Origin of the sequence: Frigoribacterium sp. ACAM 257 (genome assembly GCF_007954365.1) — a bacterium.
GTDB lineage: Bacteria > Actinomycetota > Actinomycetes > Actinomycetales > Microbacteriaceae > Frigoribacterium.
The window spans coordinates 673,024-687,772 of sequence record NZ_VOLO01000001.1 but is presented as its reverse complement, the minus strand read 5'-3'; the positions used below and the strand labels follow the sequence as shown (position 1 = coordinate 687,772).

Genomic DNA, 14,749 nt, shown 5'->3' with positions numbered 1-14,749 from the left:
GCGGCGTCGGTCACGACGCGGTGTCGCCGATCTCGGCGAGCCGGGCCTCTTCGTCGGCCTGGATGCAGGACTCGACGACGGGCTGCAACGCGCCGTCCATCACGGCGTCCAGGTTGTACGCCTTGTAGCCCGTGCGGTGGTCGGCGATCCGGTTCTCGGGGAAGTTGTAGGTGCGGATGCGCTCCGACCTGTCCATCCCCCGGATCTGGCTCTTGCGGGCGTCCGACGCGATGGCGGCCTGCTCCTCCTGCTGACGCGCGAGGATGCGCGCCCGCAGCACGCGCATGCCGGCCTCCCGGTTCTGCAGCTGGCTCTTCTCGTTCTGCATCGCGACCACGATGCCCGTGGGCAGGTGGGTGATGCGGACGGCGGAGTCGGTCGTGTTGACCGACTGGCCTCCGGGCCCGGACGACCGGTAGACGTCGATCTTGAGGTCGTTCTGGTTGATGTCGACCTCCTCGGGCTCGTCGACCTCGGGGAACACGAGGACACCGGTCGTGGAGGTGTGGATGCGGCCCTGGGACTCGGTGGCGGGCACGCGCTGGACGCGGTGCACGCCTCCTTCGTACTTCAGGTGGGCCCAGACGCCCTGCGAGGGATCCGTGGCGTTCGACTTGATGGCCACCTGGACGTTCTTGTAGCCGCCCAGGTCGCTGTCGTCGCTCTGGATCATCTCGGACTTCCAGCCCATGCCCTCGGCGTAGTGCAGGTACATGCGCAGGAGGTCGGCGGCGAAGAGCGCGCTCTCCGCGCCTCCTTCGCCGCCCTTGATCTCCATGATCACGTCGCGGCCGTCGTCGGGATCACGAGGGATCAGGAGGCGCCGCAGCTTCTCCTGGGACTCGTCCAGACCCTGCTCGAGCGCGGGCACCTCGTCGGCGAACGCCTCGTCCTCCTTCGCGAGCTCGCGTGCGGCCTCGAGGTCGTCGACCGCCTGCTGCCACGCCGAGTGCGCAGCCACGATGCGGCTGAGCTCGGCGTAGCGACGGTTGATCTTCTTGGCGCGCGCCGCGTCCGCGTGCACCGCGGGGTCGCTGAGCTGCGTCTGGAGGTCGTCGTGCTCCGCGAGGAGCACGGACACCGACTCGAACATCAGTGGTCTTTGTGGCCGGCGTCGTGGCCGTTCGCGGGCATCGACTTCTGGATCTGCACGAGGAACTCGACGTTCGACTGCGTCTCCTTGAGGTTGCCCAGGACGATCTCGAGCGCCTTCTGCTGCTCGAGCCCGGCGAGGGCACGGCGCAGGCGCCACGTGATCTTGACCTCGTCGGGGCTGAGGAGCATCTCTTCCCGACGGGTGCCGGAGGCGTTGACGTCGACGGCCGGGAAGATCCGCTTGTCGGCGAGGTGACGGGAGAGGCGGAGCTCCATGTTGCCGGTGCCCTTGAACTCCTCGAAGATCACCTCGTCCATCTTCGAGCCGGTCTCGACCAGCGCGGTCGCCAGGATCGTCAGCGAGCCGCCGTTCTCGATGTTGCGCGCGGCGCCGAAGAAGCGCTTCGGCGGGTAGAGGGCCGACGAGTCGACGCCGCCCGACAGCACGCGGCCGGAAGCCGGGGCGGACAGGTTGTAGGCGCGGCCGAGACGGGTGATCGAGTCGAGCAGAACGACGACGTCGTGGCCCAGCTCGACGAGGCGCTTCGCGCGCTCGATGGCGAGCTCGGCGACCGTCGTGTGGTCCTCAGCAGGACGGTCGAAGGTCGAGGCGATGACCTCGCCCTTGACCGTGCGCTGCATGTCGGTGACCTCTTCGGGACGCTCGTCCACGAGGACGACCATGAGGTGCACCTCGGGGTTGTTCACCGCGATGGCGTTGGCGATGGCCTGCAGCACCAGCGTCTTGCCTGCCTTGGGCGGGGAGACGATCAGGCCGCGCTGGCCCTTGCCGATGGGCGACACCAGGTCGATGATGCGGGTCGAGAGCTTCTGCTGCTCGGTCTCGAGGCGCAGGCGCTCCTGCGGGTAGAGGGGGGTGAGCTTGCCGAACTCGACGCGCTTCGCGGCCTCCTCGACGGGCTGGCCGTTGATCGAGTCGATCCGGACGATGGCGTTGTACTTCTGACGCCCCTGGCCCTGGTCGCCCTCGCGCGGCTGGCGGATGGCACCGACCACGGCGTCGCCCTTGCGGAGGTGGTACTTCTTCACCTGGCCGAGCGACACGTAGACGTCGCTGGCGCCGGGCAGGTAGCCCGTGGTGCGGACGAAGGCGTAGTTCTCGAGCACGTCGAGGATGCCGGCGACGGGGATGAGGACGTCGTCGTCGGAGATCTCGGGCTCGAACTCGTCGGTCTGGACGCCGCGGCCGCGCTTGCGGTCGCGCTGACGGCCACGGCCCTGACGACCGTTCTCGTCCTGCTGCTGAGGGCCGGTGCCCTGCTGGCGGTCCTGGTGCTGTCGCTCCTGCTGCTGACGGTCGCCCTGCTGCTGGCGGTCGCCCTGCTGCTGGTCGAGCTTCTGACCGCCCTGCTGACGATCCTGCTGACCGCCCTGCTGCGGGTCGGCCTTCTGGCCCTGCTGCTGGTCGCCGTTCGTCGGCTGCTGACCGGCCTGGCCGTTCTTGCGGTCACCGCGACCACGGCTGCGGCTGCGGCGTCCGCCGCCCTGCTGACCGGCCTGGTCGCCCTGGGTCTGGTCGCCCTGGCCCTGGTCTCCCTGGCCCTGGTCAGCGCCTGCGGCCACGCCTGCATCGCTGTCGGCGGTCGCGTCGGCGTCCGTGGTGGCTGCCTGCTCGCCCTGCGCCGCGGCCTGCGCCTCGGCGACGGTCGTGTCGGAGGCGCGGCGCGAGCCACGGCGGCTGCGCGACGGACGCTCGGCGGCGACCGGCGCCTCCTGCAGGGTCTCGGCGGGAGCCTGCTCGGCCTGCGCGGCGGGAGCCTCGACCGGGGTCGTGGCGGGGGCCTGGAGGACGGGCTCGACGCCCGACTCTCCGCCGTTGACGTGGTCGCCGGCGCCGCGCTGGGCGGGGGCGCCGGCAGCGGCGGTCGCGCGTCGCGATCCGCGACGGGCACGGGTCGGGGCGACGGGCGCCTCGTCGGCGGCGGCGACCTGAGCGGCCTCGGCCGGCTCGGTGCCTGCGGCGACCTCGACGGGCACGTCGGCGGGCGTCTCGACGGGCACGTCGAGCACGGGCTGCTCTGCGACGGGCTGCTCGACGACGGGCTCGGCGGCCTCGGCCGGGGCGGCGCTGCCCCCGGCCGACTGCGCCTGCACGGCGGCGATCGCGGCGACGAGGTCGCCCTTGCGGAGCTTGGAGAGACCGCTGATGCCGAGCGAGGAGGCGAGGGCCTGGAGCTGCGGGAGGCGCATGGCGCTGAGTTCGGCGGTGGTGTCCGCAGAGTTGCGGATGTCGACGTCTGACACTGGTGTTGGGTTCCTTCCGCTCCCCCGCGAGAGCCGCGAGGCTGAGCTGGTCACACCTCGTGGCCTGGGGTCTGCCCTGTCGGCAGGCCCTGCGCGGTTGCGCGCTGCGCGGGATGCGCAGGGGAGCTCACGGAGGTGCGGTGCACGTACGCCAGACAGGCGGACGCACACTGCGAGATGTGCACTACGGGATGTGCGGCCCGGGGGGATCGGGGAGCCTGGGGACTCGACGCACTTACTCGAGAACCGAGGAGGTGCTGCTAGATGCCCAGGGGATCTTGATTCTCTACCGGGTGCGGCTTCACTGTAGCACCCCGCAGGTCGACGGCGAGCATGACGGCGCGCCAGTCGGACAGGGAGTGCTCGGCCACGAGATCCGCCGCGAACAAGCGCTGCGCGGGGTCGCTGCCGAGGACCAGCAGCGAGGGACCCGCGCCGGAGACGACGGCGGCCAGGCCGGCGTTCCTCAGCATCGTGATCAGGGCATCGGTCTCGGGCATGGCGCTCGCCCGGTAGCTCTGGTGGAGCCTGTCCTCCGTCGCGGCGAGGAGCAGCTCGGGGCTCTGGATCAGGGCCGCCACGAGCAGCGCCGAGCGGGACACGTTGAACGTCGCGTCCTCGTGCGGCACCGACGCCGGCTGGAGGCTGCGTGCGAGCTTGGTCGACAGGGTCGACTGCGGCACGAAGACGACGGGCGACACGCCACGGTGCACCAGCAGGCGCTTGTGGGCCGGCCCGGACGAGGTCATCCACGCGATGGTCAGTCCGCCGAACAGGGCGGGCGCGACGTTGTCGGCGTGGCCCTCCATCTCGGTCGCCACACGCAGCAGGTCGGCGGACGAGAAGTCGACGACGCCCTCGAGCAGGCCCTTGGCCGCGACGACGCCGGAGACGATGGCGGCGGCGGACGAGCCGAGGCCGCGGCCGTGCGGGATGACGTTGCGCGCCCGGAGCCGGAGCCCCGGCAGCGGCTGCCCGACCGACGCGTAGGCCGCGGCGATCGCCTGCACGACGAGGTTGCCCTCGTCGGTGGGTACCTCGCCGGCGCCGACCCCCTCGACGTGCACCTCGACGCCCGGGCTCGTGGTCGTCGTGACCACGAGCTCGTCGTACAGGGAGACGGCCAGCCCGAGCGTGTCGAAGCCCGGCCCGAGGTTCGCGGACGTCGCCGGCACCCGGACCAGGACCGAGCGCGGGTCGCCCACCTTGGTCATCGGCGTGCCTCGGTCATGCAGACGCCGGGACGAGCCCGAGCACCTCGGCGACGCGCGAGGTGTCGCTCTCGACGACCGTCGGCGTGACCTCGGAGCCGTCGGCGCGGCGCAGCGCCCACTGCGGGTCCTTCAGGCCGTGGCCCGTGACCGTGAGGACGACCGTCGCGCCCGCCGGGACGACTCCCGCGTCGGAGCGCTCGAGCAGGCCAGCCACGCTGATGGCCGAGGCCGGCTCGACGAAGACGCCGACCTCGGCCGCCAGGATCTTCTGCGCCGCGAGGATGGCGTCGTCGGTGATGGCGCCGAACCAGCCGTTCGTGAGGTCGCGGGCCTCGAGTGCCAGCTGCCAGGAGGCGGGGTTGCCGATCCGGATCGCGCTCGCGATGGTCTCGGGGTGCTTCACGACCTCGCCGGCCACGATGGGCGCCGAGCCGGACGCCTGGAAGCCGAACATGCGCGGCAGGCGCGTCGACCGGCCGGCCTCGACGTCCTCGCGGTAGCCGCGGGTGTACGCCGTGTAGTTGCCGGCGTTCCCCACGGGGAGGAAGTGGAAGTCCGGGGCGTCGCCGAGCACGTCGACGACCTCGAACGCCGCGGTCTTCTGCCCCTCGATGCGGTCGTTGTTGACCGAGTTGACGAGGTGCACCGGGTAGTTGGCGGCCAGGTCGCGCGCGATGTCGAGGCAGTCGTCGAAGTTGCCCTGGATCTGGATGAGCTGGCCGTTGTGCGCGACGGCCTGGCTCAGCTTGCCCATGGCGATCTTGCCCTCGGGCACGAGGACCGCCGCGGTGATGCCCGCGTGGGCGGCGTACGCGGCGGCCGACGCCGACGTGTTGCCGGTCGAGGCGCAGATGACGGCCTTCGCTCCGTGCTCGACGGCCTTCGAGATGGCCATCGTCATGCCGCGGTCCTTGAAGGAGCCGGTCGGGTTCATGCCCTCGTACTTGACGAACACCTTCGCCCCGGTGCGCGCGGACAGCGCCGGTGCCGGGATGAGGGGCGTGCCGCCCTCGCCGAGGGTGACGACGGGAGTCGCCTCCGTGACGTCGAGACGGTCGGCGTACTCGCGCAGGACACCCTGCCACTGGTGGGCCATCAGGCTCCTTCGACTCTCAGCACGCTCGTGACGGTGTTCACGACCGTGGTGTTGCGGAGGGCGACGACCGTGGCGGCGAGGTCGGACTCGCGGGCACGGTGCGTGCCGATGATCAGGGTAGCGGTCGCGGGGGCCGCCTCCTCGTCGCGTGACGCGCCGGGCTCGAGGCCCCCGGTCTGCTCGACGCTGTGCACGCTGACGCCGTGTCGGCTGAGCACCGTCGCGACCTCGGCCAGGACGCCGGGCTGGTCGGCCACGTCGAGGGTGATCTGGTATCTCGTCACCACGTGCCCGATGGGCAGGACGGCCAGGTCGGCCTGGGTCGACTCCGCGACGCCCGGGCCGCCGACCACGTGGCGGCGCGCAGCCGACACGAGGTCGCCGAGCACCGCCGACGCGGTCTCCACTCCGCCGGCGCCGGCGCCGTAGAACATCAGGTCGCCTGCGGCCTCGGCCTCGACGAACACCGCGTTCTTCGCGCCGTGCACGGCGGCGAGCGGGTGGTCGAGCGGGACGAGCGCGGGGTAGACGCGTGCGCTGACCCCGTCGACGCCGTCGGCGTCGGTGAGGCGCTCGCAGATCGCCAGGATCTTGACCACGTAGCCGGCCTTGCGTGCCGCCTGCACCTGCTCGTGCGTCACGGACGTGATGCCCTCGCGGTGCACGGCCGAGAGGGGCACCGTCGTGTGGAAGGCGAGGCTCGCGAGGATGCTCGCCTTCTGGGCCGCGTCGAAGCCCTCGATGTCGGCCGTGGGGTCGGCCTCGGCGTAGCCCAGCTCGGTCGCCGTCGCGAGGGCGTCCTCCAGGGTGTCGCCGTCCGTGTCCATCCGGTCGAGGATGAAGTTCGTCGTGCCGTTGACGATGCCCATGATGCGGCGGATGCGGTCGCCCGCGAGGCTGTCGCGCAGCGGCCGGATGATCGGGATGGCGCCGGCGACGGCCGCCTCGTAGTAGAGCTGTGCGCCGACCTGCTCGGCCGCCGCGAACAGCTCGGGGCCGTGGTGCGCGAGCAGCGCCTTGTTGCCCGTCACGACGTCGGCCCCCGACAGCAGAGCCTGGAGCACGTGGTGACGAGCCGGCTCGAGGCCGCCCATGAGCTCGACGACGATGTCGGCCCCCAGGATCAGCGACTCGAGGTCGGTCGTCAACAGCTCGCGCGGCAGGTCGACGTCGCGCGGCGCGTCGACGTCGCGGACGCCGATGCCCACCAGCTGCAGGCCGGCGCCGGCCCGCCCCGCGAGCTCGTCTCCGTGCTCGAGGAGCAGGCGGGCCACCTGCGACCCGACCGATCCGGCGCCCAGCAGGGCGACCCTCACGTCGCGGTATTCGTCCATGGTGATCCGTTCTCTGGAGGCGGTCCCGGTCGGGGCGCCGTGAGCTGGGGGAAAGGGGGGTGGTCGGGTGACGTGCGGAGCGAGGGTCAGTCGAGACCGGCGTCGCGGGCCAGCAGGTCGGCCTCGGTCTCGCCGCGCACGACGACCCGGGAGGACCCGTCTCGCACCGCGACGACCGGGGGGCGCCCGACGTGGTTGTAGTTGCTCGCGAGGCTCCAGCAGTAGGCGCCCGTCGCGGGCACGCCCAGCAGGTCGCCCGGCGCGACGTCGGCGGGGAGGTACTCGGCCAGCACGACGAGGTCGCCGCTCTCGCAGTGCTTGCCCGCGACCCTGACGAGGGCGGGGCCCGCCGAGGAGGCGCGGCTCACGACACGTGCGGAGTAGTCGGCCTCGTAGAGGGCCGGGCGCGCGTTGTCGCTCATGCCGCCGTCGACGCTGACGTAGCGTCGCACGGCGGTCTCGCCGGTGCGCTCGTCGAGCGTGACCGCGACGTCCTTGACCGTCCCCACCGTGTAGAGCGTGGTGCCGGCGGGCCCGGCGATCACCCGGCCGGGCTCGACGGCCACCACCGGCAGCGAGATGCCGAGCCTCGCGCACTCCGCCGCGACGATGTCGGCCAGCGCCGCCGCCAGCTCGTCGAGCGGGCGAGCGTCGTCGACCGACGTGTACGCGATGCCGAATCCGCCGCCGAGGTTGAGCTCGGGGACGGGACCGCCGGCGAGCAGGTCGGCGTGCAGGGAGAGGAGGCGGCGTGCGGCCTCGCCGAACCCGTCCGAGCCGAAGATCTGGGAGCCGATGTGCGAGTGCAGACCGAGGAACCGCAGGGAGGGACGACGACGGATCTCGGCGACCACGGCGGGCGCGTCGGCGAGGGTGATGCCGAACTTCTGGTCTTCGCGTGCGGTGGCGAGGTAGTCGTGGGTCGACGCGTGCACGCCGCTGTTGACCCGGACGCGGACGGACTGGACGACGCCGTGACGCGACGCCGCCTCGGCGACCCGCACGACCTCGTCCGCGTTGTCGACGACGATGTTGCCGATGCCCGCCGCGACGGTGCGGTCGATCTCGGCGAGCGACTTGTTGTTGCCGTGGAACGCCATGCGCGAGGGCTCGACGCCGGCCGCCGCGGCGACGGCGAACTCGCCGCCCGTGCAGATGTCGACGCGGAGGCCCGCCTCGGCCACCCAGCGCGCGACCTCGACGGAGAGGAACGCCTTCGCGGCGTAGTAGACGATCGCGCTGGTGCCGATGCGTCCGAGCTCTCGGTCGAACGCCTCCTTCGCGCCGCGGGCCCTGCCTCGGAAGTCGTCCTCGTCGACGACGTAGAGCGGGCTGCCGTGGCGGGCGACGAGCTCGGTGGCGGGGACGCCGGCGACCGCGACGACGCCGTCGTCGCCACGCTGCGAACCGCGGGACCAGACCGAGGCGGCGAGGGCGTCGACGTCGTCGGGCTCGAGCAGCCAGGCAGGGGCGAGGGGGTTCTGCGACAAGGGGACCTCGGTGGGGACGGAGAGGAGCGGGACGAGGTCGAGCCTACCGACAGCAGCCGACCGTGACGGAGCCGCTGGCGGCGGACGCACGAGGACGCGGCGTCGACTACCCGCAGGTGCCCTTCGCCGCCAGCGCGGAGGAGTCGAGGGGCAGGCCGTCAGACCGGAGTCCGAGCTGCACCCGGTCGGGCTCGACGTCGACCGACGTGAGGACGACGCCGGGCGGCAGCTGCTCCGCGACGCAGATCCGCGCGGCGAAGTCCCCGAGGAACGGGGTGAGGTCGAGCGAGACGGAGACGTCGGGGAGGGACGCCCGCGTCGGCGCGAAGTCGAGGGCGCGCCCGTCGTCGACGAGGGCCGGCGTCGCCGTGACGTCGACGGCGACGGGCGGGATGAACGGCGGGTCGAAAGAGCGAGAGTAGGTGATCTCGTCGGTGCCGAGCGCCACCGACGCCCCGACCGACTCGATCCCCTCGAGGGAGCTCACCGTCGCGGAGTCGGCCGTGAGCGTGCCCGTCACCGGGCCGGAGGTGCCCTCGAGGTCGGTCGGGACGTCGCTGACGTCCACCGTGAACGAGACCGGATCGCCGGCGGAGCCCGACGACAGGGTCACGTCGTCGAGCGAGCCGTGCGCGATCTGCCACAGCACGGAGACGCCGTGGACGTCGACGGCCACGTCGTCCAGCCCGGTGGAGGTGGCGATCTCGGCCGCGGCGCGCTGCTCGACCAGGCTGCGGGTGACCACGTCCGCGACGACCGCCAGGACGGCGAGCACGACCAGCACGCCGAACAGGACGAAGAGGCCCGCGGCGGCGCCCCGCGCACGGCGGCGCGGCACGGGCCGCTCGGCGAAGAAGTCGTCGACGTCGCTCATGCCCTCGTCACATCCGGTCGGGGGCGGAGACGCCGAGCAGGCCGAGACCGTTGCGGATGACCTGCCCGGCCGCGTCGTTGAGCCAGAGGCGCGTGCGGTGCAGGTCGGTCACCTCCTCGTCGCCCAGGGGGGTGACCCGGCAGCTGTCGTACCACCGGTGGTAGGTGCCGGCGAGTTCTTCGACGTAGCGCGCGACCCGGTGCGGCTCGCGCAGCTCGGCGGCCTGCACGACCACGCGGGGCAGCTCGGCCAGGGCGCCGAGCAGGGCGCTCTCGGTCTCGTGGACGAGCAGGGAGGCGTCGAACGCGTCACGCGTCACGCCGGCGGCCTCGGCGTTGCGCGCCACGGACCTGGTGCGGGCGTGCGCGTACTGGACGTAGAAGACCGGGTTGTCGTTCGTGCGCCTGGTCCACAGGTCGAGGTCGATGTCGATCGAGCTGTTCACCGGGCTGCGGACGAGCGAGTACCGACCCGCGTCGATGCCGACGGCGTCGACCAGGTCCTCCATCGTGACGACGGTGCCGTTCCGCTTCGACATGCGCATCGGCTCGCCGTCGCGGAGCAGGTTCACCATCTGGCCGATGAGGATCTCGAGGTTCACGCCCGGCTCGTCGCCGAACGCGGCGCACATCGCCATCATGCGGCCGACGTAGCCGTGGTGGTCGGCGCCCAGCATGATCAGGTTCCGCTCGAAGCCGCGCTCGCGCTTGTCGAGGTAGTAGGCGAGGTCGCCCGCGATGTAGGCCGCCTCCCCGTCCGTCTTGATGACGACCCGGTCGCGGTCGTCGCCGAAGTCGGTGGTGCGGAGCCAGGTCGCGCCCTCGGCCTCGTAGACGTGCCCGAGCTCGCGGAGGCGGGCGACGGCACGCTCGACGGCCTTCGACTCGTGCAGCTCGTTCTCGTGGAAATAGACGTCGAAGTCGACGCCGAAGTCGTGCAGCGACTGCTTGATGTCGGCGAACATGAAGTCGACGCCGGCGGCACGGAACGCCTCTTGTGCCTCGTCCCGGGGCAGCGCGAGCAGGTCGACGTCGGTCGCCGCGAGGACGCGGTCGGCGATGTCGCCGATGTACTGCCCGCCGTAGCCGTCGTCGGGGGTCGGCTCGCCGAGCGCCCGGGCCACGAGGCTGCGGGCGAAGCGGTCGATCTGACCGCCGTGGTCGTTGAAGTAGTACTCGCGGGTGACGAGCGCGCCCTGCGCCTCGAAGACCCGCGCGAGGCTGTCGCCGACGGCCGCCCAGCGGACGCCGCCCATGTGGATCGGCCCCGTGGGGTTCGCCGACACGAACTCGAGGTCGATGGTGACGCCGTCGTAGTAGGTGCCGCGACCGAACGCGGCCCCCTGCTCGACGATCGTCCTCGCGAGCAGGCCGGCCGCGGCGGCGTCGAGGCGGACGTTGACGAAGCCGGGGCCGGCGACGTCGACGTCGGAGACGCCGTCCACCTCGGCCAGCTCGGCCGCGATCTCGGTCGCCAGGTCGCGGGGCGAGGCGCCGACGCGCTTCGCGAACTTCATGGCCACGTTCGTCGTCCAGTCGCCGTGGTCTCGGTTGCGGGGCCGCTCGAGCACGACGTCGGCGGGCGTCACGACGACGTCGGCGGGAACGCCTCGACGCTGGAGCACCCCGTCGACGACGGCGAGCAGGGACGTGGAGAGTTCGGCGGGAGTCACGGTCGTCGATCTTACCGGCTGGGCGACGGAGGGCCCGATGGCGGGACGACTGCCGTCGTGACGACGCGCGGGAGGCGCCGGTCAGGCAGCGAGGGAGACGACGCCCGCCTGCCCCGCGAGGAGGGAGAGGAGGAGCGGCAGCTGTGCCCGGTCGGCGCCGCGGTCCTCCGGGTGCCACTGCACGCCCGTGATCGGTGCGCTCTCGTGCTCGACCGCCTCCACCCCGCCGTCGGCCGTGCGGGCGACGACGAGCAGGCCCTCGCCGACCCGGTCGACGGCCTGGTGGTGGGCGCTCCGCACCCTCGCCGTCGTGCTCCCGAGGGCAGCGGCCGTGCGGCTGCCGGCGACGACCTCGACGTCGTGGTCGACCATGAGGCTCTCGACGGCCCCCGAGCCGCGGTGGATCCCGTGGGCGTCGTCGAGGTGCGGCACGAGGGTGCCGCCGAGGGCGACGTCGATCACCTGGTGCCCGCGGCAGATGCCGAGGACGGGGGTGGACCGCACCAGCGCACGACGGACGAGCGCGATCTGGCCGGCGTCCGCCTCCTCGTCGTGACGGCCTTCGCCCTCGTAGCCGCCCCGACCGCCCCACGCCGCCGGGTCGAGGTCTTCTCCCCCGGCGATCACGATCGCCGACGCGCCCTCGGTGACCCGCAGCAGCTCCGTCGCGCCGAGGTCGCCGGCGGCGAACCGACGAGCGTCCCAGCCGAGGGCCCTCGCGGCCTCGACGATCCGCTCGTTGAGGGTCTGCACGTAGGCGTGGTAGCGCGGGGCGTGCGGACGGTCGGCCGTCACCTCGACCACGGCCAGCATCGGGCGCGCGGCGACGACGGCAGCGGACCCGGGGCGGACGAGGGAGGAGGTCATGGCTCCATGGTCGTCGGCGGTCGCCGACCTCGCCAGCTGTGTGTCGCGCCGTTACGTCGCGGGGTCAGGGCCAGGCGGGGTCAGGGCCAGAGGGAGGCGCGGCGCCAGTCCTCGCCGACCCGGTCGTACCGCACGCGCACCTGGTCGCGGCCCGTCGTGGCCTGCCAGAACTCGACCGACACGGGCAGCACCCGGTACGCGGTCCAGTCGTCGGGCACGAGGTCGTCGTCGGCCTCGACCTCGGCGCGGGCCCGGTCGAGCGCCTCGTCGACCACCCGGACGTCGTCGATCTCGGTGCTCTGCGGCACGGCGACGGCGACGGCACGGGAGTCGGGGTGCCGGTGGCGGAAGTCCTGCTCGGCCACGTCACGCGGACCGGGCACCGCCGAGCCGACGACGCGGACCTGCTGCCCCTGCGCCGCCCAGAAGAATGTGAGCGCGACGCGCTCGTCCTCGGCGATCTGTCGACCCTTCGGGCTCAGGGCCGACGAGGTGAACCAGAAGGCGTCGTCGACGTCCTTGAGCAGGAGCGTGCGGGCCGTGGGGCCCGACGCCGTCGAGGCCGTCGACAGCGTGAACGCGTGCGGCTGGACGACACCGGCGGCGACCGCGGCGTCGAGCCACTCGAGGAACAGCGCGACCGGGTCGGCAGGCGTCGAGGAGATGTCGAGGCCGCCGACGTCGGGGCTCGGCGACGCCGCCCCCCTCACGCGGTCGCGGAAGGACGGAGAGGACGAGGAGGCGCCGGGAGCGGAGTCGGGAGGAGTCACGAGACCAGCCTGCTCTCGTCCCGCCGCCGCGTCCGTCGAGCACGTCCGTGACCGCCGGCAATCGCTGCTAGCCTTGTCGACGTCCCTGGCCCCCATAGCTCAGGGGATAGAGCACTGCCCTCCGGAGGCAGGGGCGAAGGTTCGAATCCTTCTGGGGGCACCCGCACCTCCTCGACCTGCCGGTCGGGAACGACGAAGGCCCCGCAGCTGCGGGGCCTTCGTCGTCGGGCGGGCCTTCGTCGTCGGGTGCGCAGTCGACCGTCGGCGCCGTTGCTGACGGTCGACTGCGCGTCGCGGGCTCAGCTGTACGTCAGCGCGATGACCGCGACGTCGAGCGTGCGGTAGGCGCCCTCGGCACGTGTGGCCGATCGGACGCGGCCACGGAGCACCTCGAAACGGCCCTCAGTCTCGTGCACGAAGCCGATCACGCCGGCGGTGGGGGTGGACACCCGGTGGAAGCCGTCGCCCAGGGGCACGACCTCCGCTCGCGAAGTCCTCTCAAGAACAGCACCCATGATGTCCTCCTCGGGTCAGGCGGCCTCGGGTAGGGCCGATCTCCGGAGATTACCCCGCGAAGCCGCCGCGCAGCCCCGTGAACGGGGTACACCCGACCACGACCGCTCGCCCTGGCCTCCAGGACCGCCCGCCCCTCACCCGTCGGCGGAACGGGTGCCGTAGGGGTACGGCGTCAGGTGGGCGGCGGCTCCACGAGCGGCCGGTCGCGACGAGGCCGTCGAGACGTGGCCGTGACGCCGACGCTCGCGACCGTCACGAGGGCGAGGGCCACGAGCTCGCGCACCCCCAGCGCCTGGCCGAGCACGACGAGGCCCGCGAGCGCGGCCGTCGCCGGGCCGAGGCTCGACAGGACCCCGAACACCCGTGTCGGCAGCCGCCGCAGGGCCACCATCTCGAGCGAGTAGGGCAGGGCGCTCGTGAGCACCGCGACGACGAGGAACACCAGCAGGAGGCTCGGGTCGGCCGAGACGGCCGAGGCCGCGTCACCGGCGCCCAGCGGCACCACGACCACCGCGGCGACCGTCATCGCGACGGCGAGGCCGCCGAGCGAGTCGTCGCCACGGCCGAGACTGGCGTTGGCGACGATGTAGCCGGCCCAGAACGCGCCTGCCCCCAGGGCGAGCAGGACGCCCAGGAGCGGGGTCGCGCCGCTCGAGTCGAGGCCGAGCACGACGACCCCCGTCAACGCGAGGAGGGCCCAGGCCGCGTCGACGAACCGTCGAGTCTGCACGAGGGCGACCGTGAGCGGCCCGAGGAACTCGAGCGTCACGGCGACGCCGAGGGGCACGACGTCGATGGCCAGGTAGATGAGCAGGTTCATCCCGGCGAGGGCGACGCCGAGCAGGACGACGCCGAGCCAGGTGCGCCGGGTCCAGCCGCGGACCCGCGGCCGGAAGACGAGCAGCAGCACCAGTGCGCCGAACCCGAGGCGGAGCGCCGCCGCGCCGAGCGGACCGACGGCGTCGAAGTGGCTGCGAGCCAGGGCAGCGCCGAACTGGACCGACACGATGGCCGCGACGGCGAGGAGGGGCGCTGGCACTCGCTCGAGGGCGGCGGGGCGGGTCACGGGCGGCGGTCTCCGGGGTCGTCGGGGCAGGACGAGTCTAGGGCGGCAGGACCACGGGGCCCGGCCACAGTACGATCGACGAGTGTCCGACGCCCTCACCGTGATCTCCCCCGTCGTGGAGCTCTTCGGCTGGTTCGGGTTCATCGTCGGGACGCCCTTCCTGCTCGCCGGCAGCGTCATGCGCTCCCGTTCTCGTCGGTGGGAACAGACGGTCGCCGTCGTCATCCCCGCGCCCGACTGGGCGCACGCGGCCACCGCGCGGTGGATGGACTCCTCCGGCGAGCTGCACGAGACGGAGTTCGACGACCACCCCGTCGACACCCCCGTCGAGACGGAGCTCGCGGTGCACTACGACCCGTGGCGCCCCTCGAGGCCGCGGCTCGACCCGCCGCACGAGGACGGCCGGGCCCTCCGCACCGTGGGCTGGATCCTCATCGCCGTCGGTGCCGTCTGCGCCGTCGCCTCGATCGTCCTCCTCTTCGTCGACTGA

Annotated in this window: 13 protein-coding genes and 1 tRNA gene; 2 read left to right on the top strand and 12 right to left on the bottom strand. The window is 72.7% G+C overall.

Translation table 11 applies throughout. From position 1 onward, the window contains the following. Positions 1-10 precede the first annotated feature (10 nt). From prfA to ES689_RS03145, 10 genes are all read right to left on the bottom strand, one after another. The gene (gene prfA / locus ES689_RS03190) at positions 11-1,093 is read right to left on the bottom strand and encodes a peptide chain release factor 1 (RefSeq protein WP_146900084.1); all 1,083 of its coding nucleotides are present in this window, start codon (positions 1,091-1,093) and stop codon (positions 11-13) included. After that, a complete protein-coding gene (rho, locus tag ES689_RS03185) occupies positions 1,093-3,360 on the bottom strand; it encodes a transcription termination factor Rho (protein WP_146900081.1) in 2,268 nt (755 codons plus the stop codon). The genes prfA and rho overlap by 1 nt, the downstream gene beginning before the upstream one ends. Positions 3,361-3,620: 260 nt before the next feature. After that, positions 3,621-4,574, bottom strand: a complete 954-nt coding sequence (gene thrB / locus ES689_RS03180; protein WP_146900078.1) for a homoserine kinase — start codon at positions 4,572-4,574, stop codon at positions 3,621-3,623. Positions 4,575-4,587: 13 nt separating this feature from the next. Then, positions 4,588-5,670, bottom strand: coding sequence for a threonine synthase (gene thrC / locus ES689_RS03175; protein ID WP_146900074.1), 1,083 nt, complete (start codon positions 5,668-5,670; stop codon positions 4,588-4,590). Next, positions 5,670-7,004, bottom strand: a complete 1,335-nt coding sequence (locus ES689_RS03170; protein ID WP_146900072.1) for a homoserine dehydrogenase — start codon at positions 7,002-7,004, stop codon at positions 5,670-5,672. Before ES689_RS03170 ends, thrC begins: the two co-directional genes overlap by 1 nt. A gap of 86 nt (positions 7,005-7,090) precedes the next feature. Next, on the bottom strand, positions 7,091-8,494 hold the full coding sequence (gene lysA / locus ES689_RS03165) for a diaminopimelate decarboxylase (protein ID WP_146900070.1): 1,404 nt from the start codon (positions 8,492-8,494) through the stop codon (positions 7,091-7,093). 106 nt (positions 8,495-8,600) lie between these two features. Then, positions 8,601-9,368, bottom strand: a complete 768-nt coding sequence (locus tag ES689_RS03160; RefSeq protein WP_146900067.1) for a DUF2993 domain-containing protein — start codon at positions 9,366-9,368, stop codon at positions 8,601-8,603. A 7-nt stretch (positions 9,369-9,375) separates the two neighbouring features. Continuing rightward, positions 9,376-11,040, bottom strand: coding sequence for an arginine--tRNA ligase (gene argS / locus ES689_RS03155; RefSeq protein WP_146900064.1), 1,665 nt, complete (start codon positions 11,038-11,040; stop codon positions 9,376-9,378). Between the two features lie 81 nt (positions 11,041-11,121). After that, positions 11,122-11,907 carry a gamma-glutamyl-gamma-aminobutyrate hydrolase family protein gene (locus tag ES689_RS03150; RefSeq protein ID WP_223269352.1) on the bottom strand — a complete coding sequence of 262 codons (786 nt, stop codon included), beginning with the start codon at positions 11,905-11,907 and terminating at the stop codon, positions 11,122-11,124. 80 nt (positions 11,908-11,987) lie between these two features. Continuing rightward, positions 11,988-12,677: a pyridoxal 5'-phosphate synthase gene (locus ES689_RS03145; RefSeq protein WP_191330155.1), complete on the bottom strand. Its 690-nt coding sequence runs from the start codon at positions 12,675-12,677 to the stop codon at positions 11,988-11,990. Positions 12,678-12,765: 88 nt separating this feature from the next. On the opposite strand from ES689_RS03145, the gene ES689_RS03140 reads away from it, so the two are divergent. Beyond that, positions 12,766-12,837, top strand: a tRNA-Arg gene (locus ES689_RS03140). A gap of 139 nt (positions 12,838-12,976) precedes the next feature. Here ES689_RS03140 and ES689_RS15515 read toward each other — a convergent pair. Together ES689_RS15515 and ES689_RS03135 are read right to left on the bottom strand one after the other, a co-directional pair. Beyond that, the gene (locus tag ES689_RS15515; protein ID WP_158614603.1) at positions 12,977-13,153 is read right to left on the bottom strand and encodes a hypothetical protein; all 177 of its coding nucleotides are present in this window, start codon (positions 13,151-13,153) and stop codon (positions 12,977-12,979) included. Between the two features lie 212 nt (positions 13,154-13,365). Next, positions 13,366-14,259: a DMT family transporter gene (locus ES689_RS03135; RefSeq protein ID WP_223269351.1), complete on the bottom strand. Its 894-nt coding sequence runs from the start codon at positions 14,257-14,259 to the stop codon at positions 13,366-13,368. A gap of 82 nt (positions 14,260-14,341) precedes the next feature. Between ES689_RS03135 and ES689_RS03130 the strand changes: the two genes are divergently transcribed. Beyond that, positions 14,342-14,749 (top strand): hypothetical protein, encoded by a 408-nt coding sequence (locus ES689_RS03130; protein WP_146900054.1) that lies wholly within the window; start codon positions 14,342-14,344, stop codon positions 14,747-14,749.